The following is a 19,360-nucleotide window of genomic DNA, read 5'->3' as shown; positions in this document are numbered from 1 at the left end:
CATCACTTCTGTGACGTAAGTTGCCGCGCCGGCACGCCGTAGCGGATCACGCTGACGCCGCCGGGCCGCTTGATCGCCTGATCTTCGAGCGAGACTTCCGATGCGTTGGCATCGGCGATGCTGCGCAGTGCAAGCTGCAGCGTGCCGCCCTGGCGCGCGGCAGAGAGTGTGGCGGCCTGGTCGGGCCTGAGCTCGAGCGTGACGGTCTTGCCGACCACGGCGTTCTGGCCGTCCTTTTCCTTCGGCGCCTGATCGATCGCGAGCACGCGGATGTTGGTCAGGATGATCTCGGAAAGGATGATGTCATTGCCGTTGGTCTGGCCGTTGTTGCCGTTGGCGCCATGGCCGGCGTCGGGATTCTTCAGGCGCCGCGTCAGGATGATGTCGACGCGGTCGTTCGGCAGGATGAAGCCGCCGGCGCCGGTCTCGGCTGAAATCTCGGTGGAGATCGCGCGCATGCCGGACGGCAGGATCGCGGCCATGAAGCCGGAGCCATCGGCCTTCACCAGCTTCTGCTCTCGGATCGGCTCGCCCTGCATCAAGGGCACGCGCGCGATCGAGCCTGCAATCTGGTTTTGCGCCTCGGGTCTGTTGTCGCGGCGGATGAAAGCACCGCTCGCTGTCGCAGCGGGCCAGATCTGCCATTGCAGGTCCTCGGGCTTCAAAGCCTGGCCGAGCTGGATGTCGGATTTGGCGACGAGAACCTCGACCGTCGGCAGCTTCTCGGCCACCGGGAGGACCGGCGCGGGCTTGTTCTCATAGCCGTTCGCCAGATACGCGGCGACGCCGCCGGCGCCCAGCGCAATGACGAGAACGACAATGCGTGCGGTATTCATACGCTGCTACTCTTACGCGGGACACTCGAACCGCACGTGGCGGGTTCCCCGACGTCGATGAGTAGGCAGTAAAGGTATAAGGGGTGTTGCGAGCCCGAATGTGATGGCCGGTCACGGTGCGGGTTTTGGGCGGATGGTGAATGGCGCGTTATTCAAGCAAGCCGCGATCCCCGTAGATTCACGCACGTCGACACGCGCTCGCAGATGCCGTGCGAGCCGTCATGGTGAATGGGTGGTTAGGGTTTTAGCGAAGCTCGCAGCGAGCTCGCCACCGCAGCGAGGCGGAAACAATCCGACACATTGTCGGTGTCGTCCTGGCGTTCGCCAGGACGACATTGGAGAGGCGGTGTACAACATCCGGATTTCGCTGGGCTCCATCCGGGCTACGAAACTAGACGCGCTACTTCTTTCGCCTCTGCTCGATCACGTCCCAGATCCTCGCCGCAATATCCGGGCCGCCGAGCCGCGCGATGGCGCGGATGCCGGTGGGCGAGGTGACGTTGATCTCGGTAAGGCGGTCGTTGATCACGTCGAGGCCGACGAACAACAGGCCGCGCTGGCGCAGCGCGGGCCCGACCGTCTCGCAGATCTCGCGTTCGCGCGGGGTGAGCTCGGTCTCCTTTGCCGCGCCGCCGCGCACCATGTTGGAGCGCAGATCATCTGCGGCCGGCACGCGGTTCACGGCACCGGCGAATTCGCCGTTGACCAGGATGATGCGCTTGTCGCCGTGCTTCACCTCGGGGATGAACTGCTGGATCACCCAGGGCTCCTTGAACGTCACCGAGAACATGTCGAACAGCGAGCCGAAATTCATGTCCTGCGGCATCACGCGGAACACCGCCGCACCGCCATGGCCGTGCAGCGGCTTCATCACGACGGCGCCGTGCTGCTCGCGGAAAGCGTTGATCTCATCGAGGTCGCGCGAGATCAGAGTCGGGGGCATCAGTTGCGGAAAATTCATCACGAACAGTTTTTCGGGCGCGTTGCGCACCGACGCCGGATCGTTGACGACCAGCGTCTTGGGATGGATGCGCTCCAAAAAGTGCGTCGAGGTGATGTAGGCGAGGTCGAACGGCGGATCCTGCCGCAGCAGCACGACGTCAAAGCCGTTCAGCGCCTCACGCCGGGGCTCGCCGAGCGTGAAGTGATCGCCGGGCTCGTCGCGCACGGTCAGGAGCTGGACCGGAGCGACCAGCTCGTCGCCGACCATCGAGAGCTTGTCCGGCGTGTAATAGGACAGGCCATGGCCGCGCTTCTGCGCCTCCAGCAACAGCGCAAAGGTGGAATCCCCGCGGATGTTGATGCGGGCGATGGGGTCCATCTGGACGGCGACGTTCAGTTTCATGGGCTGCCTTTCAGGTCGAGGCGTCGAATGCCGCCAACACATGGCGTGGAAGTCGCTTCGGCGCAATCAGCATGGCGTCGAATCGCAATTCGAATTCGGCATGCTCGGGATGCGTAGCGAGCCAGCCTTGCGCGGCGTCGATGATGCGCTGCTGCTGGCGCGGCGTCACGGCAAAGGCGGCCTCATCCAGGCTTGCACGCGCCTTGACCTCGACGAAGGCGATCAGGTTGCGGCGGCGCGCCACGATGTCGATCTCGCCATGCGGCGTGCGGTAGCGTTTTGCGAGGATGCGATAGCCCTTTGCCATCAGATAGGCGGCGGCGCGGCTCTCGGCTGAGATGCCGGTGCGGAACGCGGCCAGGCGCTCGGGCGAGGCGACTTTTAGTTCCGTCGGCGTGGTACCATTGGTCTTCGCCCCCTCAGTCTTCGGCATCGCCGCCCCGCAGATCCTTGGCGAGCTCGAGCGCGCGCGCATAGACCTCGCGGCGCGGTCGCCCGGAAAGCGCGACCGCATGCGCCACGGTGTCCTTGACGCTGTGCGTGGCGAGCTGCTCACGCAGGAGATCGTCGAGCGCATCCGATGTCAGCACCTCGGCATCGGCGGCGGGCGGGCCGATCACCAGCACGAATTCGCCACGGGTCTCCAGCGTGTCCGCTTCGCGCGCAAGCTGATGAAGCGGGGCGCGTGTGATCTCCTCGTGCAGCTTGGTCAGTTCGCGGCAGATCGCAGCTTCACGACCGCCCATGATCTCGGCGAGGTCGGCGAGCGTATCCTGCACGCGGTTGCCGGAGTCGAACATGACCAGCGTCGCATCGATGCGGGCAAGCTCGGCGAGGCGGCTGCGCCGGGCTGCAGATTTCGGGGGCAGAAAGCCTTCGAAGAAGAAGCGGTCGGTCGGCAAGGCCGCCAGCGACAGCGCTGCCAGCACCGAGGATGGGCCGGGCAGGGCGTAGACCGCGTGGCCGGCGGCGCAGACCTCGCGCACCAGCTTGAAGCCGGGATCGGAGATGAGGGGCGTGCCGGCATCGGAGACCAGCGCGACCGAGCCGCCCTGCGCCAGCGCCTCCAGGATTTTTGGGCGCGCAGCTTCCGCGTTGTGCTCGTGATAGGGCTTGAGCTGAGCCGAGATGGCATAGCGCTCCGTCAGGCGCCGCGTGATGCGGGTGTCCTCGCAGGCGATCACATCGACACCAGCCAAGGTCTCGAGCGCCCGCAGCGTAATGTCGCCGAGATTTCCGATGGGGGTCGCGACCAGATGCAGGCCGGGCGCGGCCTTCGGCGCGGCAAGGCGATGGGCGTCGATGGAAAAACCGCGCGGGGCGGAGTCCGCCGCACCTTCAGGCATATTTATCGGGGCCGGCTTTGCGCGCATAATGAGATGAACTTAGGCATGATCCGAGGGGCTGGGAACCAGTCCGCCGAAAAAGTTCAGGACCGACGCAGGGGCGGGGACGGACGGGAATGTGATCCATCGGGATCACATTCGAGAGGGAAACAAGCGCTGGCGCCATATTCGCGGCGGAAACGCCGCCTTGATGCTGCGTGACGGACGGCGAACAGTTGGCCGGGACGGGGAGGCGTTCGCGTTAGGCGGTCATTATCCTTTTGTTTTGGTTAACTATTTGTCGAGACTATGCGTGAATCCGCGGCCTTGGTCGCGGCAAGACTGGTTCTGACCGGCCAGAAGTGGCCGGTCAAAAGAAGAGTTGCCATGGTGGGCCCGAATTATCCCAAGTTCTCTTCCGAAGAATCGGAGGAGTCTTCCGTTCCGGGCCCCCGTTTGGCGGGGGCGACCCGACGCAGCGCGCTTGGCCTGTTGCTCGGCGCGCCGCTGCTGTCGGCCTGCGCGGGCGTGCAGCAGAGCCTCAGCCAGTTCTCCAACCCCTTCAGCAGCTCTTCGCCTCCGGCCCAGCCCGCCGGGCCGCCGCAGCAGGCGACGACCGCCGGGACCGGCGGCGTGAAAGTCGCCCTGATCCTGCCGCTCTCGGCCGCAGGCAATGCGGGGCTCGCCGCGCAATCCATGCGCAACGCCGCCGAGATGGCGCTGGCCGAGTTCCAGAATCCCAACATCCAGCTCCTGATCAAGGACGACAATGGCAGCCCGCAAGGCGCGCAACAGGGCGCGCAGCAGGCGGTCGATGAAGGCGCCGAGATCATCCTGGGACCGCTGTTCGCGCAGTCGGTCCCGGCGGTGGCGCAGGTGGCGCGCGCGCGCGGCATCTCGGTGATGGCGTTCTCGACCGACTCCAGCATCGCAGGCCGCGGCGTGTATCTGCTCAGCTTCCTGCCGGAGTCCGACGTCAATCGCATCATCGAATATTCCGCGAGCATCGGAAAACGGTCCGTCGCTGCGCTCGTGCCCGAGAATGCCTATGGCAATGTCGTCGAGGCAGCGCTGAAGGCGGCGGTGCCGCGGCGCGGCGGCCGTCTCGTCGCGTTCGAGAAATACGGGTCCGATCGGGCGACGGCGGCGCGCACCGTGGCGCCGCAGCTCGGCAGTGCGGATGCGCTGTTCATTGCCGATGACGGAGATGCCGTTGTCGCGGTCGCGGATGCGCTGACGGCCGCGGGGGCGAATCTGCGCAACATTCAGATGCTGGGCACCGGCCTCTGGGACAATCCGCGCGTCTATGCCAGCGCCGCGCTCCAGGGTGGCCTCTACGCTGCGCCGGATCCAGCCGGCTTCCGCGCTTTCTCCGGCCGTTATCGCACCAAATTCGGTGGCGAGCCGGTGCGCACGGCGACGCTCGCCTATGATGCTGTGGCCCTCGTCGCCGCGCTCGCGCGCACGCAAGGCACGACGCGCTTCTCCGCCGACGTGCTCACCAACCCCTCCGGTTTCGCCGGCATCGACGGCCTGTTCCGCTTCCGCGCCGACGGCACCAATGAGCGCGGGCTTGCGGTGATGAAGGTGACGACGGGCGGTGGTGTTGCGGTGGCCGGCTCGCCGAAGAGTTTTGGGGCTTAGCGCGCTGCCGTAGGGTGGGCAAAGCGAAGCGTGCCCACCGCTTCAATCCAATTTGCGGACAGGTGGTGGGCACGGCGCAAGTGCGCCTTTGCCCACCCTACGGCAGCGCGTTACGCCGCGAGATCCGCGACCACGGCATCCAGAACCGGAAATCCGCTACTCGTCACACGCAGGCGGCCCGTCGGATCCACCGTGATCGCGCCTTCCTCGCGCAGCAGCGCGATGCGGCGGGGGTCGAGCGGGCGGCCGGAGAGTGCAGTGTAGCGATCGGGGTCGATGCCCTCGGCGAGGCGCAATCCCATCAGCAGAAATTCGTCGGCCCGCTCTTCGCTGTTGAGGAGCTCGTCGGTGACGACGCCATGGCCGGAAGCTTCGACCCGCATCAGCCAAGCTTCGGGGCGCTTCTCGGTGGCGGTCGCGTGCCTGATGCCGTCGATGTCGAGACGGCCGTGGGCGCCGGGGCCGATGCCGGCATATTCCTCACCACGCCAGTAGACGAGATTGTGCCGGCACTCCGCGCCGCGCCGCGCGTGATTTGAAATCTCGTAGGCAGGCAGGCCGAGCCTGTCGCAGGTCTCCTGCGTCACGTCGTAGAGCGCGCGGGCGACCGCTTCGTCCGGCGTCTTCAATTTGCCGGCCTGGTGCAGGCCGAAGAACGGCGTGCCTTCCTCGATCGTCAATTGATAGAGCGACAGGTGCTCGGCCGCTTCATCGATGGCGTGGCGGAGCTCGTCGGCCCACATCGCCGGCGTCTGGTCGGGGCGGGCGTAGATCAGGTCGAACGAATAGCGGTCGAACGAGCGGCGCGCGATGGCGACCGCATCGAGCGCCTCGCGGGCGCTATGCAGGCGGCCCAGCGCCTTCAGCGAGGCATCGTCGAGCGCCTGCACACCGAGCGAGACGCGATTGACGCCGGCGGTGCGATAGCCGGCGAAGCGCGTGGCTTCGACGCTGGTCGGATTCGCCTCCAGCGTGACTTCGACATCTTTGGCGACGGTCCAATGCTTGCCGATGGCGTCGAGCACCGCACCGACGGTCGCGGGCTGCATCAGCGACGGCGTGCCGCCGCCGAGGAAGATCGAGGTGACTTCGCGGCCCGGCGCGCGCTCGGCGGTGGTTGCGATCTCGCGAGCGAAGGCCGCCGCAAAGCGCGCCTCGTCGATCGCGGCGTGCCGGACATGGCTGTTGAAATCGCAATAGGGACACTTCGACAGGCAGAACGGCCAGTGCACGTAGACGCCGAAGGCTTCCTTAGCGCGGCTCAAGGCAGATCTCCGCCAGTTTCACGAAGGCACGGGCACGATGTGACAAGCCAAGGCCGATCGGCGGCAGGCCATGCTTCTCGATGCTGGTCATCTCGCCGAACGTACGTGTGTACCCGTCGGGCAGGAACATCGGATCATAACCGAAGCCGGCTGTGCCGCGCGGCGGCCACACCAGGGTGCCGTCGACGCGCGCCTCGACCTCTTCAAGATGATCGTCGGGCCAAGCGACGCAGAGCGCCGAAACGAAGTGTGCCTTGCGCTTGTCGGGTGTGGTCGCGCCGCGCTCCTGCAACAGGCGCTCGATCTGCGCCATCGCCGCGGCAAAGTCCTTGTTGGGGCCGGCCCAGCGAGCGCTGTAGATGCCGGGAGCGCCGTCGATCGCGTCGACCATGATGCCGGAATCATCGGCGAAGGCCGGCAGCTTCGTCGCCTTTGCCGCCGCGATCGCCTTGATCGCGGCGTTGCTGCGGAAATGGTTGCCGGTCTCTTCGGGCTCGGCCAAGCCAAGGTCACCGGCCGAGACCGCCTCGACGCCATGGGGCGCGAGCAGCTCCCGCATCTCGGCGAGCTTGCCGGGATTGTGGGTCGCGATCACGAGTTTTCCGGTGATTCGGCGGTGCATGGCCTATTGACTACGCCACGGCCAGTTTCTGCAAGTCCACGAGACGCGCGACGCCCTTGCGCGCCAGCGCCATCAGGGCCAGGAACTCGGTTTCCGTGAACGGTTCGCGTTCCGCGGTGCCCTGCACCTCGATGATGCGGCCGTCGCCCGTCATGACGAAATTGGCGTCGGTCTCGGCTTCCGAATCCTCGGCATAATCGAGGTCGAGCACCGGGGTGCCGTTGTAGATGCCACAGGAGATCGCGGCGACATTGTCGCGCAGCACGTTGGCCTTGATCATGTTGCGCGACTTCATCCAGTTGACGCAATCGGCGAGCGCGACCCAGGCGCCGGTGATCGAGGCGGTGCGCGTGCCGCCGTCGGCCTGGAGCACGTCGCAATCGACCGTGATCTGGCGTTCGCCGAGCGCTTCGAGGTCGATGATGGTGCGCAGCGAGCGGCCGATCAGGCGCTGGATCTCGACGGTGCGGCCGCTCTGTTTTCCGGCGGACGCCTCGCGGCGGGTGCGCTCCAGCGTGGCGCGCGGCAGCATGCCGTATTCGGCGGTGACCCAGCCGCGGCCCTGGCCCTTCAGCCACGGCGGCAGGCGGTCCTCCAGCGTGGCGGTGACCAGCACATGGGTGTCGCCGAATTTCACGAGGCAGGAGCCTTCCGCATATTTGACGACGCCACGCTCCAGCGTCACGGGGCGCAACTCGTCGGGCGCACGGCGGCTTGGCCGCATGGGAAATCCTCCAAAACTCACGGGAAAAGGCTGTTCGCGGTGCTTGTAGGAGGGGGAAGGGTGGGCGGCAAGGTTTTTTCGCCCCAACGCCGCGCTTGTCAGAACCCTCAGGGATGGACAAATTACAAGCATCTGAGAGGAGTTAACGTCTGTGGCCCATCACGATCCGATCCATCTGATCGCGCCGCACGCAGGCCTGGCCCAGCTCAACGAGCGTTCCCGCGACATCTTTCGTCAAATTGTCGAAAGCTATCTCGCGACCGGCGAGCCGGTCGGCTCGCGCAACATTTCCCGGCTGATCACGGTTCCGCTGTCGCCGGCCTCGGTGCGCAACGTGATGGCCGATCTCGAGCAGCTCGGCCTGATCTATGCTCCGCATACCTCCGCTGGCCGGCTGCCGACGGAACTCGGCCTGCGCTTCTTCGTCGACGCCCTGATGCAGGTCGGCGAGCTCAACGAGGCCGAACGCCAATCGATCCAGAGCCAGCTCGCCTCCGTCGGCCAGGCCCAGTCGGTCGAGGCGGCGCTGGACCAGGCGCTGACGCGGCTGTCGGGCCTCACCCGGGCCGCCGCGGTCGTGATGACGCCAAAATCCAATGCGCGGCTGAAGCATATCGAATTCGTCCGCCTGGAACCGGAACGGGCGCTCGTCATCCTGGTCGGTGAGGACGGCCAGGTCGAAAACCGCGTGCTGTCGCTGCCGCCGGGAGTTCCCTCCTCGGCGCTGACGGAAGCCAGCAACTTCCTCAATGCGCGGATTCGGGGCCGGACGCTGGCCGAAGCACGACTCGAGCTCGAAACCGCGTTGGGACGGGCCCGCGCCGAGCTCGATCAACTGACGCAGAAGGTGATCTCGGCCGGAATCGCGAGCTGGTCCGGCGGCGAGAATGAGGACCGCCAGCTCATTGTCCGCGGCCACGCCAATCTGCTCGAGGACCTGCATGCGCTGGAGGATCTCGAACGCGTGCGGCTCCTGTTCGACGATCTGGAGACCAAACGCGGCGTGATTGACCTTTTGGGCCGTGCCGAGACCGCCGAGGGCGTGCGAATCTTCATCGGCAGCGAGAACAAGCTGTTCTCGCTGTCCGGCTCCTCCACCATCATCTCGCCCTACCGGGATGCCGCCGGCCATATCGTCGGCGTTTTGGGCGTGATCGGGCCGACGCGGCTGAACTATGCCCGGGTGATCCCGACCGTGGACTATGCCGCCCGCATCGTCAGCCGCCTCCTGGGGGGCTGACCGGCAGTTTAGGCCGATCACGGGCGCTTGATTTTCGTAGCTTTAGGCACGATATCCCAGCCAACAATCCCTTCAGACGAGTTCGAGACAGCAGCCGATGACCGATCAAAACCGGCAACCCGAAGACACGGCCGCGCCGACCGGCGAGCCCGTGGTGTCGAAGCCCTATGTGATGCCCGACGATCCCGAGCCTGGTTCGGTCGAGCTGCTGCAAAAGGAAGCCGCCGAGGCGCGCGACCGGATGCTGCGGACGCTGGCGGAGATGGAGAACCTGCGCAAGCGCACCACCAAGGAGGTCGCTGACGCCCGTCTCTATGGCATCACTGGCTTTGCCCGCGATGTGCTCGACATCGCCGACAATCTCCAGCGCGCGCTCGATGCCGTCCCGGCCGAGGACCGCGCCAATGCCGACCCCGGCCTGAAATCGCTGATCGAGGGTGTCGAGCTCACCGAGCGCTCGCTGCTCAATGCGCTGGAAAAGCACGGCGTGAAGAAGTTCGACCCGCAGGGCCAGAAGTTCGACCCCAATTTCCAGCAGGCGATGTTCGAGGTGCCTGATCCGTCGGTGCCGTCAGGCACCGTGGTGCAGGTCGTGCAGGCCGGCTACACGATCGGCGAGCGCGTGCTGCGCCCGGCGCTGGTCGGTGTCGCCAAGGGCGGCGCCAAGGCCGCGGCCGCCGCCAACAACAACGAATCGAACGGCGCGGCGTAAGCCGCGCTTGCCGCACTCCTGCTTGCGCAGACCCTCACGCTGAGCAGCTTGTGGGGTTTTCTCGTCATTCCGGGATCGCGCTGACGCGCGCCCCGGAATGACGAGGGGAGAAAGCTGCGAGAGCTCGGCCTTCGTGGTTCGAGACGGCGCTGACGCGCTTCCTCACTATGAGGGTCTGACAGGCCTTCCTAAGCGCTCACCGCGATATCACCCGACTGAATCCGCTTCACGCCGGCCTTGGCCATATCGGCCCAGGCCTTGGCCAGCGAGCCCTGCGTGTCGATGCCGCGGCAGGCGTCCTCCACGACATAGACCTCGAAACCCGCCTTGCGCGCGTCGAGTGCGGTCCAGGCGACGCAGAAATCTGTCGCCAGCCCCGCGACGAAGACGCGCTTGATCTTGCGCCCCTTGAGGTAGCCGGCGAGCCCGGTCGAGGTCTTGCCGTCGGCTTCGAGGAACGCCGAGTAGCTGTCGACGTCCTTGTGAAAGCCCTTGCGGATGATCAGCTCGGCTTGCGGGATCGAGAGGTCCTTCGACAGCGCGGCGCCGTCGGTGCCCTGCACGCAATGATCCGGCCACAGCACCTGCTTGCCGTAGGGCAGGTCGATGGTCTCGAACGGCTTCTTGCCGGAGTGCACCGAGGCGAAGGAAACGTGGCCTTGCGTGTGCCAGTCCTGCGTCATCACCACGTTCGCAAACGCTTTCGCGATCCGGTTGATCACGGGCACCACCTGCTCGCCTTCCTTCACGGCGAGGCTGCCGCCGGGCAGGAAGCAATTCTGTACGTCGATCACGAGCAGCGCGGATGCATCATCCGGCTTGATCGATGCCGCCGCGAGGACCGGATTTGACGCGAGGGTCGCAAGCGCCGTCGTCCCAAGCGCCGCCAAGACTTGTCGCCGATCCAGCATCGTTCGCCTCCCTCCAGGATGAACCCAACGAGGGAGGAGCGTAGTTCCGCTGGTGTACGAACAGAAGCCCGAAAATGCAGCCGGTTCTGTCCAGCGCTTGGGCTAGCCCTTCGGCTGGATGCCGTCGCGCACGGCGCGGAAGCGGGTGAAGGCGTTCGACCACTGGTCGCGCGGGGCGCTGGCGATGATGCGCAGCGAGGTGCTGCCGCCGAAGCGGATCCACTGCACCACCGTCACCGGGGTCTTGTCCTTGCCGCTGACGCCGTCGATCCGGGTCTCATAGCCCTGCTGGCCGTTGATGCGGATCGGCTCCGACATGGTGACGCGCGATTCGCGCATGCCGGGGATCTGGAGCGCCGCTTCCTGGGCAAAGCGGGCGCGGTCGTCGGCCTGCTGCGGCGTCGCACCGATCAAGCCGAGGATCATGTATGGCTTGGGCTCGAAGCCCGAGCTCTCGTCGCCATCGGCGAGGATGATGCTGATGCCGGGCGCCAGCGTGCGGACATTCTTGAACTCGGCGAGATCGGTGATCTTGAATGGCATCAGCGCGATCTGCTCGTCGACCGACACCTCCCTGCGGGTGACGGTGCTCGCAAACATCTGCCGCACCGCCTCGTCGGTGTAGATCTTGGTGGCGTTCTCGGGGATCTGCACGGCGACATAGCCGGAGAAGCCGGCGCCCGGCACGATCATCGAGTAGCGTTTCACCGGAGTATCGCCGGCCTTGCCGCTCTCCGTGGTGAAATAGGCAAGGCCCGCGGGCGTCTCGATCTTGTCCTGCTTGACGCCGGTGCCCGCAGGATTGGCGTTGAAGGCGCTCGCGACCTCGCCATAAGCCGCCGGCGGCAGCTCGGTGACCAGCACCTTGACGCTGCCGTCCTCGTTCTCGAAGCCCGGAAAGGTCTTGGCCTTGTTGAGGCCGATGAGCGGCACCATGCCGAGGCGCAAGCCAGGCGGAAACATAGCATCGGCGGAGGCGGCCGGAAGCGCGGAAGCAACGAGGAGCGCGAGCGCGGCGAGGGGGCGGATGAGCTTCATGGGCACTCTACTTGGTTCACATTGAGGCCGTTCGATGGTGGCCATCGGGCCTCTTTGTCGCGTGAGGCAGCCCCGCTGGCGAGGCGACCCGACGGCCCGCCTTTTAGCGGGTTTGGTCTTGCCGCAACAGGGCCGGGCGGCCTGCGGCGACGGCTCTGGCGAGGGCAGGGACCTGTTAATATTTCCTCACCCGCAAGGCCGGCGGCACCCGGATATGATCTTCCAAAACCCAATGTTTTCACGGCCGAAACTTGCGTTCGGTCCTTGCGGCCCCCTCCCCCCCTCCTATATGAGCCTCAACCATCGCAATATCGCGGATGTTTGATCTTAGGGGGTTTTGGATCGGGTGCCTTCTGGGCCCAACCAACCTGCCGCAATAAAGAAGGGTATCAGGACCATGGGAAAGGTCATTGGGATCGACCTCGGCACCACGAACTCGTGCGTCGCCGTAATGGATGGCAAGAACGCCAAAGTCATCGAGAATTCCGAAGGCATGCGCACGACGCCTTCGATCGTCGCCGTCACGGATGATGGCGAGCGCCTCGTCGGCCAGCCCGCCAAGCGCCAGGCCGTCACCAATCCCGAGCGCACCTTCTTCGCAGTGAAGCGCCTCATTGGCCGCCGCTACGACGACCCGATGGTCGAGAAGGACAAGAAGCTCGTTCCGTACAAGATCGTGAAGGCTTCCAACGGCGACGCCTGGGTCGAGGCCGACGGCCAGACCTATTCGCCCTCGCAGGTCTCGGCGTTCATCTTGCAGAAGATGAAGGAGACCGCGGAAGCCCATCTCGGCCAGAAGGTCGATCAGGCCGTCATCACCGTTCCCGCCTACTTTAACGACGCCCAGCGCCAGGCGACCAAGGACGCCGGCAAGATCGCGGGCCTTGAAGTGCTACGCATCATCAACGAGCCGACCGCGGCCGCGCTCGCCTACGGCCTGGACAAGACCAAGGCCGGCACGATCGCTGTGTACGACCTCGGCGGCGGTACGTTCGATATCTCCATTCTCGAAATCGGCGACGGCGTGTTCGAGGTGAAGTCGACCAACGGCGACACCTTCCTCGGCGGTGAAGATTTCGACATGCGCCTGGTCGGCTATCTCGCCGACGAGTTCCAGAAGGAACAGGGCATCAACCTGCGCAACGATAAGCTCGCGCTGCAGCGCCTGAAGGAAGCCGCTGAAAAGGCCAAGATCGAGCTGTCGTCGACGACGCAGACCGAAATCAACCTGCCCTTCATCACCGCGGACCAGACCGGCCCGAAGCATCTGACGATGAAGCTCACCCGCGCCAAGTTCGAGGCGCTGGTCGACGACCTCATCCAGAAGACGGTCGAGCCCTGCCGCAAGGCGCTGAAGGATGCCGGCGTCACCGCCGGTGAGATCGGCGAAGTGGTTCTGGTCGGCGGCATGTCGCGCATGCCGAAGGTCCAGGAAGTCGTGAAGCAGCTGTTCGGCAAGGAGCCGCACAAGGGCGTGAACCCGGACGAAGTCGTGGCGATCGGTGCTGCGATCCAGGCCGGCGTGCTCCAGGGCGACGTCAAGGACGTGCTGCTGCTCGACGTGACCCCGCTGTCGCTGGGCATCGAGACGCTGGGCGGCGTGTTCACCCGCATCATCGACCGCAACACCACGATCCCGACCAAGAAGAGCCAGGTGTTCTCGACCGCCGAGGACAACCAGAACGCGGTCACCATCCGTGTCTTCCAGGGCGAGCGTGAAATGGCGGCCGACAACAAGATGCTCGGTCAGTTCGACCTGATGGGCATTCCGCCGGCCCCGCGCGGCATGCCGCAGATCGAGGTGACCTTCGACATCGACGCCAACGGCATCGTCAACGTCTCGGCCAAGGACAAAGCGACCGGCAAGGAGCAGCAGATCCGCATCCAGGCCTCCGGCGGTCTGTCGGAATCCGACATCGACAAGATGGTCAAGGACGCCGAGGCCAATGCCGCGGCCGACAAGCAGCGCCGCGAGGCGGTCGATGCCAAGAACCATGCCGACGCACTGGTGCATTCCACCGAGAAGGCGCTGGCCGAGCACGGTTCGAAGGTTGCCGAGACGGAACGCCGCGCCATCGAGGATGCCGTCAGCGATCTCAAGGAAGCGCTGAAGGGCAACGATGCCGAGGCGATCAAGGCCAAGACCAATACGCTGGCCCAGGCTTCGATGAAGCTTGGCGAGGCCATGTACAAGCAGCAGGCCGAGGCCGACGCGGCCAAGGACGCTGCGAAGGACGACGTGGTCGACGCGGAATTCACCGAGGTCGACGACGACAAGAACAACAAGAAGTCCGCCTGAAACCCTTAGAGGGTCATGATGCGGACGGCTTGGACCCCACACGCTCTACCGGCCTCCCCCCTCAGCGGGGAGGCCGTCGTGTCGGGTCGGACGGGGCCTGTCCCCGTTACGATCAATCAATTCCCAGCCGTTATGCTGAACGCCGCCGTGCTGCCCTCTGCCGCAGGGCGGAAGGCTGCCTATATTGTCGCGTGGCGACGCTGTTTCGCTCCGACTTGAATCGCGATTGGATAGACCGAGTCCGACATGTCCACCAAGCGCTGCTACTACGAAACCCTCGAAGTCGAACGCGACGCCGATGATTCCGTACTGAAATCGTCCTTCCGCAAGCTGGCGATGAAATTCCACCCCGACCGCAACCCCGGGGACGACACCAGCGAAGTCCGGTTCAAGGAAATCAACGAGGCCTACGAGGTCCTCAAGGACAAGGACAAGCGCGCGGCCTACGACCGTTACGGCCACGCCGCCTTCGAGCAGGGCGGTGGCGGTGCCGGCTTCGGTGCCGGCTTTGCCTCCTCTTTCTCCGACATTTTCGAGGATCTGTTCGGCATGGCCGGGCAGCGCGGTCGCGGCGGCCGCGAGCGCGGCGCCGACCTGCGCTACAACATGGAAATCACGCTCGAGGAAGCCTTTGGCGGCAAGACGGCGCAGATCGAGATTCCCGTCTCCGTCACCTGCGAGGCCTGCTCGGGCACCGGCGCCAAGGCCGGCACCAAGCCGAAGACCTGCTCGACCTGCGGCGGCGCCGGCCGCGTGCGGCAGTCACAGGGCTTCTTCACGCTCGAGCGCACCTGCCCGGGCTGCCAGGGCCGCGGCCAGATGATCGAGGATGCCTGCCCGTCCTGCGCGGGTCAGGGCCGGGTCACGCGCGAGCGCACGCTGTCGGTCAACATCCCCCAGGGCGTCGAGGACGGCACAAGGATCAGGCTCGCCGGCGAGGGCGAAGCCGGTGTCCGCGGCGGCCCGCCCGGCGATCTCTACATCTTCCTGTCGCTGGCCCAGCACCAGTTCTTCCAGCGCGACGGCGCCGACCTGCATTGCCGCGTACCGATCTCGATGGTGACGGCTGCGCTTGGCGGCGAATTCGAGGTGCCGACCATCGAGAAGGCCAAGACCAAGGTGAAGGTCCCGGCCGGGACCCAGTCCGGCCGCCGATTCCGCATTGCATCAAAAGGTATGCCAGTACTGCGCTCGCGCCAGATGGGCGACATGTATGTCCAGGTCGTGGTCGAGACCCCGCAGAACCTCACCAAGAAGCAGCAGGAATTGCTGGCCGAGTTCGAAAAGCTCTCTTCCGGCAACACTCAGCCGGAATCCGAGGGTTTCTTCGCCAAGGTCAAGGACTTCTTCGGTAACCGGGCGAACTGACTCGGCTTGACCGTTCCGCCCGCGGCCTATACCTCTTTATGACTATTTTCTGACACGCCGCGGCGACGCGGTCCCCGTCCGGTCCTGACATGCCATTGCCATCGTCCGCGCGTGCGTTGAAGAAGCCCCGTCTCGACGACGAGGTCCGTTTTCTCCGATCGTGGATCGAAAAGCCGCTCCATATGGGCGCCGTGATGCCTTCGGGTAAGCTCCTTGCCCGGACCATGGCGCATTATGTCGACGTCGATTCGGACGCACCGGTGGTCGAGCTCGGACCTGGCACCGGCGCCATCACCTCGGCGCTGATCGAGCGCGGTGTCGACCCCAAGCGACTTGTCCTCGTCGAATACAATCCCGGCTTCTGCGCGCTGCTGCGCGACCGCTATCCGCAGGCCAAGGTTGTGCAGGGCGATGCTTACCGCCTGCGTGATACGCTCTGGAACGTGCTGAGCGCGCCGGCTTCCGCGGTCGTCTCTGGCCTGCCGCTGGTGACCAAGCCGATGCTGACGCGGCTGCGGCTCATTCGCGACGCCTTCACGGCGCTGGCGCCCGGCGCTCCCTTCGTGCAATTCACCTATGCGGTGGTGCCGCCGATCCCGAAATCGCTGCCCGGCGTGTCCACAGAGGCCTCGGAACGGATCTGGATGAACCTTCCGCCGGCCCGCGTCTGGGTGTATCGCAAGGACTAATTCCGCCGGCTTCCTCTATTGCGCGGCGGGCTCGTTTCGCCGAACGCATTGGATTGGATGCCCGCACCAAGAATCCTGGTCATTCCCGGCTCGCTGCGCACCGGCTCGCACAATGCGAAGCTGGCGGCGGTCGCTGCATATGAATTCGCCCAGGCCGGCGTCGACGTCACCCGCGTCTCGCTCGCCGATTTTCCGCTGCCGATCTATGATGGCGACCTGCAGGCCAAGTCCGGCGTGCCGAAGCACGCGGTCAATCTCAAGCGCATGATCGGCGCGCATCAGGGCGTCCTGATCGTCACGCCCGAATACAATGCTTCGGTGCCGCCGCTCCTGAAGAACGCGATCGACTGGGTCAGCCGCGTGCAGGATCCGCACGAGGCGCGCGGCGAGGTGTTCCGCAACCGTGTCTTCGCGCTTGCCGGCGCCTCGCAGAGCCGGCTCGGCGCGTCCCGCGCGCTCCAAGCGTTGCGGCTGATCCTGACCTCCTGCCACGCCAATGTGATTGCCGGCCAACTCGCGCTCGCCTTTGCCGACCAGGCCTATGACGATATGGACAGGTTGAAGAGCCAGGCCGATATCGACGCGCTGAAGGAGCTGGTGCGGCAGTTGATCGACGTTTCCCAACGCATGATGTGAGGTGACATGACGCCAACCGAAATCGCCCCCAAGGACCGCCTGATCGTCGCGCTCGATCTGCCGAGCGTTGATGCCGCGGAGGCGATGATTAATCGGCTCGGCGACAGCGTCACCTTCTACAAGATCGGCTATCGGCTCGCCTATGCCGGCGGCTTGCCGCTGGTCGGCAAGCTCGCCGACAAGGGCAAGAAAGTCTTCCTCGATCTCAAGCTGCACGACATCGGCAACACGGTGACGCAGGGCGTCGAGAGCATCACCAGGTTGGGGGCGACCTTTCTCACCGTGCACGCCTATCCGCAGACCATGAAGGGCGCCGTCGAAGGCCGCGGCAATACCAGCCTGAAGATCCTCGCGGTCACGGTGCTGACCTCCTACAACGACGACGACCTGCACGCCGCCGGCTATCGGCTCGGTGTCTCCGAGCTGGTCGAAGCACGCGCCCAGCAGGCGCAGGTCCTCGGCGTCGATGGCCTCGTCTGCTCACCGGAAGAAGTGGGGGCCTTGCGCAAGATCGTCGGGCACCGGATGAATCTCGTCACCCCCGGCATTCGGCCCGCAGGCTCTGCGACCGGCGACCAGAAGCGCATCATGACGCCGGGCCGCGCGATTGCCGCGGGCTCCGACTATCTCGTCGTCGGGCGACCGGTGGTGGAAGCGGCCGATCCAAAGGCTACGGCTGAGGCAATCCAGGTCGAGATCGCGCAAGCGGTCGGCTGACCGACACACCAAGGAGAAGAAGAATGGCAAAAGGCTACTGGATCGGACGCGTCGACGTGTCGAATGACGAGGGCTACAAGCCCTATGCGGTCGCGAACGGCCCGATCTTCAAGAAATGGGGCGGTCGCTTCGTCGTCCGCGCTGGCAAGTTCACCACCGTCGAGGGCCAAAGCCGCACCCGCAACGTGGTGATCGAATTCCCGGACTACGAGACCGCGATCGCCTGCTACAATTCGCCGGAATACCAGGCCAACATCAAGGTGCGCCAGCCGCACTCGATCGCCGACCTCATCATCATCGAGGGCTACGACGGCCCGCAGCCCTGAGAACGCACGCTCACGAGAGTGATTGACGCGAGGGCGATCCCTCTCGCGTACAGAACGCGCATCCGATACTCGGCGGACATCGTCTTGACGGCCTCACGCGATCAAACGGGTGGGACCGTTGGCGTCTGAGGCGAAGGCTTCGGCGTCATTAGTTCCAATCATTTGCCGGATTCTTTTGTCCCCAAATGGGGATTGCCGCATCCATCTCCCTTCATCCAAGGTTGCTTGATCGAAGGCCCCATCGATTGGTGATGGGCATCAAGCAACCCGAAATCTGCGAAGTCCATGACGGGCCGCAAGGCGACCCGCATCGCGCATTTCCATGCAAAGGGAGCGGAGATCATGGCAGTGATCATCGGAACAGCAGGCGACGATGTATTGCCTGGCACGGCTGCGGACGATCAGATCTTTGGCCTTCAAGGTAACGACACCATTACTGGCCTAGATGGCAATGATACCGTAAGCGGCGGCGCGGGCAACGATTCCATCGATGGCGGTGCTGGCAACGACACCCTGAATGGAAATGCCGGCATCGATACGATCACCGGCGGCGATGGCGATGACACGATCAATGGCGGTGCGGGTGACGATACGCTGAACGGAAACGCCGGCATCGACACCATCCATGGCGACCAGGGCAACGACATCATCGATGGTGGAACCGGCGATGATCACCTGTTCGGTGACGCCGGCGACGACAGCATCCACGGCGGCGATGGCAATGATGACGTCCATGGCGGCGCGGGTGCCGACACCCTGTGGGGCGACGCCGGCAACGATACATTGGACGGCGATGCCGGCAATGACGTCTTGAACGGTGGCGACGGTAACGACGTACTCAACGGTGGCTTCGGAGATGACACTCTGAACGGCGACGCTGGCAACGACACGCTGAACGGCGGACTTGGCAATGACCTGCTGAATGGCGGCACCGGTGACGACATTCTGAACGGCGGTCTGGGTGCCGATACTCTGAACGGCGGTGACGGAAACGACACCATGCATGGCAATGCGGGCGACGACATCATGGATGGCGGCGCCGGCAACGATACGATGTTCGGCGATGCCGGCGACGATGAAATGGCCGGCGGCGCAGGTAACGACGTCATGAGCGGCGGCGCCGGTGACGACGAACTCAGCGGCGGAACCGGGAACGATACGCTCAACGGCGACGCCGGTGATGACACGCTCGACGGCGGCGACGGCACCGATACCCTGAATGGCGGCGATGGGGCCGACATCCTGTCGGGAGGCGCCGGCAACGACACTCTGAATGGCGGCGCCGGGGATGACGAGCTGAACGGCGGCAACGGAGCCGACGTTCTGAGCGGCGGACTCGGCGACGACGTGCTGACGGGCGGTGCGGGGACCGATACGCACAATTTCGGCGACAACACGGCTACCAACTTCGGCAACGATGAAGTCACCGACCTCAGCTTTGCCGATGGCGATGCCGTTCATGTCGATGCTCCGCCAGGCTTTGACCCGGCTACGGTCGTCGTGGAGGACGACGGCACCAACACCGTGCTGGATTTCGGCTTCGGCGCGATCCAGCTCGATGGCATCACGGGCGGTGCGACGCCGTTCGAGTCGATCGACGACATCAACAATGCCGCCGGTTATACCGCCGTCGAAATTGCCTAGCACCACCAGCGGGAGCGGG

Annotated in this window: 19 protein-coding genes; 10 read left to right on the top strand and 9 right to left on the bottom strand. The window is 65.1% G+C overall.

Annotated features, from left to right (window positions below):
• Positions 1-2: 2 nt before the first annotated feature.
• The 4 genes from cpaB to rsmI form a co-directional block, all read right to left on the bottom strand.
• The gene (cpaB, locus tag AXW67_RS34395; protein WP_027554067.1) at positions 3-836 is read right to left on the bottom strand and encodes a Flp pilus assembly protein CpaB; all 834 of its coding nucleotides are present in this window, start codon (positions 834-836) and stop codon (positions 3-5) included.
• 400 nt (positions 837-1,236) lie between these two features.
• On the bottom strand, positions 1,237-2,181 hold the full coding sequence (gene gshB / locus AXW67_RS34390) for a glutathione synthase (protein WP_063681485.1): 945 nt from the start codon (positions 2,179-2,181) through the stop codon (positions 1,237-1,239).
• Between the two features lie 10 nt (positions 2,182-2,191).
• Entirely contained in the window at positions 2,192-2,614 is a 423-nt protein-coding gene (locus tag AXW67_RS34385) for a YraN family protein (protein ID WP_027554069.1), read from the bottom strand.
• The gene (gene rsmI, locus AXW67_RS34380; protein WP_063681484.1) at positions 2,601-3,554 is read right to left on the bottom strand and encodes a 16S rRNA (cytidine(1402)-2'-O)-methyltransferase; all 954 of its coding nucleotides are present in this window, start codon (positions 3,552-3,554) and stop codon (positions 2,601-2,603) included. Before rsmI ends, AXW67_RS34385 begins: the two co-directional genes overlap by 14 nt.
• A 339-nt stretch (positions 3,555-3,893) precedes the next feature.
• Here rsmI and AXW67_RS34375 point away from each other — a divergent pair, with 339 nt between their 5' ends.
• On the top strand, positions 3,894-5,150 hold the full coding sequence (locus AXW67_RS34375; RefSeq protein WP_027554071.1) for a penicillin-binding protein activator: 1,257 nt from the start codon (positions 3,894-3,896) through the stop codon (positions 5,148-5,150).
• 110 nt (positions 5,151-5,260) lie between these two features.
• Here the strand turns inward: AXW67_RS34375 and hemW are convergent, their stop codons facing one another.
• Genes hemW through rph form a run of 3 tightly spaced genes read right to left on the bottom strand, consistent with a single transcriptional unit; the run spans position 5,261 to position 7,761 of the window.
• A complete protein-coding gene (gene hemW, locus AXW67_RS34370) occupies positions 5,261-6,415 on the bottom strand; it encodes a radical SAM family heme chaperone HemW (RefSeq protein WP_027554072.1) in 1,155 nt (384 codons plus the stop codon).
• Complete coding sequence (gene rdgB / locus AXW67_RS34365) at positions 6,402-7,037, bottom strand: RdgB/HAM1 family non-canonical purine NTP pyrophosphatase (protein ID WP_063681483.1); 636 nt, start codon at positions 7,035-7,037, stop codon at positions 6,402-6,404. Before rdgB ends, hemW begins: the two co-directional genes overlap by 14 nt.
• 10 nt (positions 7,038-7,047) lie before the next feature.
• Positions 7,048-7,761 (bottom strand): ribonuclease PH, encoded by a 714-nt coding sequence (gene rph, locus AXW67_RS34360; protein ID WP_027554074.1) that lies wholly within the window; start codon positions 7,759-7,761, stop codon positions 7,048-7,050.
• Between the two features lie 151 nt (positions 7,762-7,912).
• Here rph and hrcA point away from each other — a divergent pair, with 151 nt between their 5' ends.
• Together hrcA and grpE are read left to right on the top strand one after the other, a co-directional pair.
• Positions 7,913-9,001 carry a heat-inducible transcriptional repressor HrcA gene (hrcA, locus tag AXW67_RS34355; protein ID WP_027554075.1) on the top strand — a complete coding sequence of 363 codons (1,089 nt, stop codon included), beginning with the start codon at positions 7,913-7,915 and terminating at the stop codon, positions 8,999-9,001.
• Positions 9,002-9,098: 97 nt separating this feature from the next.
• A complete protein-coding gene (grpE, locus tag AXW67_RS34350) occupies positions 9,099-9,713 on the top strand; it encodes a nucleotide exchange factor GrpE (protein WP_063681482.1) in 615 nt (204 codons plus the stop codon).
• Between the two features lie 188 nt (positions 9,714-9,901).
• Here the strand turns inward: grpE and pncA are convergent, their stop codons facing one another.
• Both pncA and AXW67_RS34340 read right to left on the bottom strand, forming a co-directional pair.
• Entirely contained in the window at positions 9,902-10,624 is a 723-nt protein-coding gene (pncA, locus tag AXW67_RS34345) for a bifunctional nicotinamidase/pyrazinamidase (RefSeq protein ID WP_063681481.1), read from the bottom strand.
• A 102-nt stretch (positions 10,625-10,726) separates the two neighbouring features.
• Entirely contained in the window at positions 10,727-11,662 is a 936-nt protein-coding gene (locus tag AXW67_RS34340; protein ID WP_063681480.1) for a hypothetical protein, read from the bottom strand.
• Positions 11,663-12,059: 397 nt separating this feature from the next.
• Between AXW67_RS34340 and dnaK the strand changes: the two genes are divergently transcribed.
• The 7 genes from dnaK to AXW67_RS34305 all read left to right on the top strand — a co-directional run bounded on the left by dnaK (position 12,060) and on the right by AXW67_RS34305 (position 19,341).
• Positions 12,060-13,961 carry a molecular chaperone DnaK gene (dnaK, locus tag AXW67_RS34335; RefSeq protein ID WP_027554079.1) on the top strand — a complete coding sequence of 634 codons (1,902 nt, stop codon included), beginning with the start codon at positions 12,060-12,062 and terminating at the stop codon, positions 13,959-13,961.
• Between the two features lie 246 nt (positions 13,962-14,207).
• Entirely contained in the window at positions 14,208-15,329 is a 1,122-nt protein-coding gene (gene dnaJ, locus AXW67_RS34330; RefSeq protein WP_027554080.1) for a molecular chaperone DnaJ, read from the top strand.
• A gap of 89 nt (positions 15,330-15,418) precedes the next feature.
• Positions 15,419-16,018, top strand: a complete 600-nt coding sequence (locus AXW67_RS34325) for a class I SAM-dependent methyltransferase (RefSeq protein ID WP_027554081.1) — start codon at positions 15,419-15,421, stop codon at positions 16,016-16,018.
• A gap of 57 nt (positions 16,019-16,075) precedes the next feature.
• Positions 16,076-16,654 carry an NADPH-dependent FMN reductase gene (locus AXW67_RS34320; RefSeq protein WP_027554082.1) on the top strand — a complete coding sequence of 193 codons (579 nt, stop codon included), beginning with the start codon at positions 16,076-16,078 and terminating at the stop codon, positions 16,652-16,654.
• 6 nt (positions 16,655-16,660) lie between these two features.
• A complete protein-coding gene (gene pyrF, locus AXW67_RS34315) occupies positions 16,661-17,371 on the top strand; it encodes an orotidine-5'-phosphate decarboxylase (RefSeq protein ID WP_063681479.1) in 711 nt (236 codons plus the stop codon).
• Between the two features lie 23 nt (positions 17,372-17,394).
• Positions 17,395-17,697 carry a DUF1330 domain-containing protein gene (locus AXW67_RS34310; RefSeq protein WP_063681478.1) on the top strand — a complete coding sequence of 101 codons (303 nt, stop codon included), beginning with the start codon at positions 17,395-17,397 and terminating at the stop codon, positions 17,695-17,697.
• A gap of 285 nt (positions 17,698-17,982) precedes the next feature.
• The gene (locus AXW67_RS34305; protein WP_051310758.1) at positions 17,983-19,341 is read left to right on the top strand and encodes a calcium-binding protein; all 1,359 of its coding nucleotides are present in this window, start codon (positions 17,983-17,985) and stop codon (positions 19,339-19,341) included.
• Positions 19,342-19,360 lie beyond the last annotated feature (19 nt).

It is taken from the genome of Bradyrhizobium neotropicale (assembly GCF_001641695.1).
Lineage (GTDB): Bacteria > Pseudomonadota > Alphaproteobacteria > Rhizobiales > Xanthobacteraceae > Bradyrhizobium > Bradyrhizobium neotropicale.
This window is presented reverse-complemented; position numbering and strand designations above follow the sequence as displayed.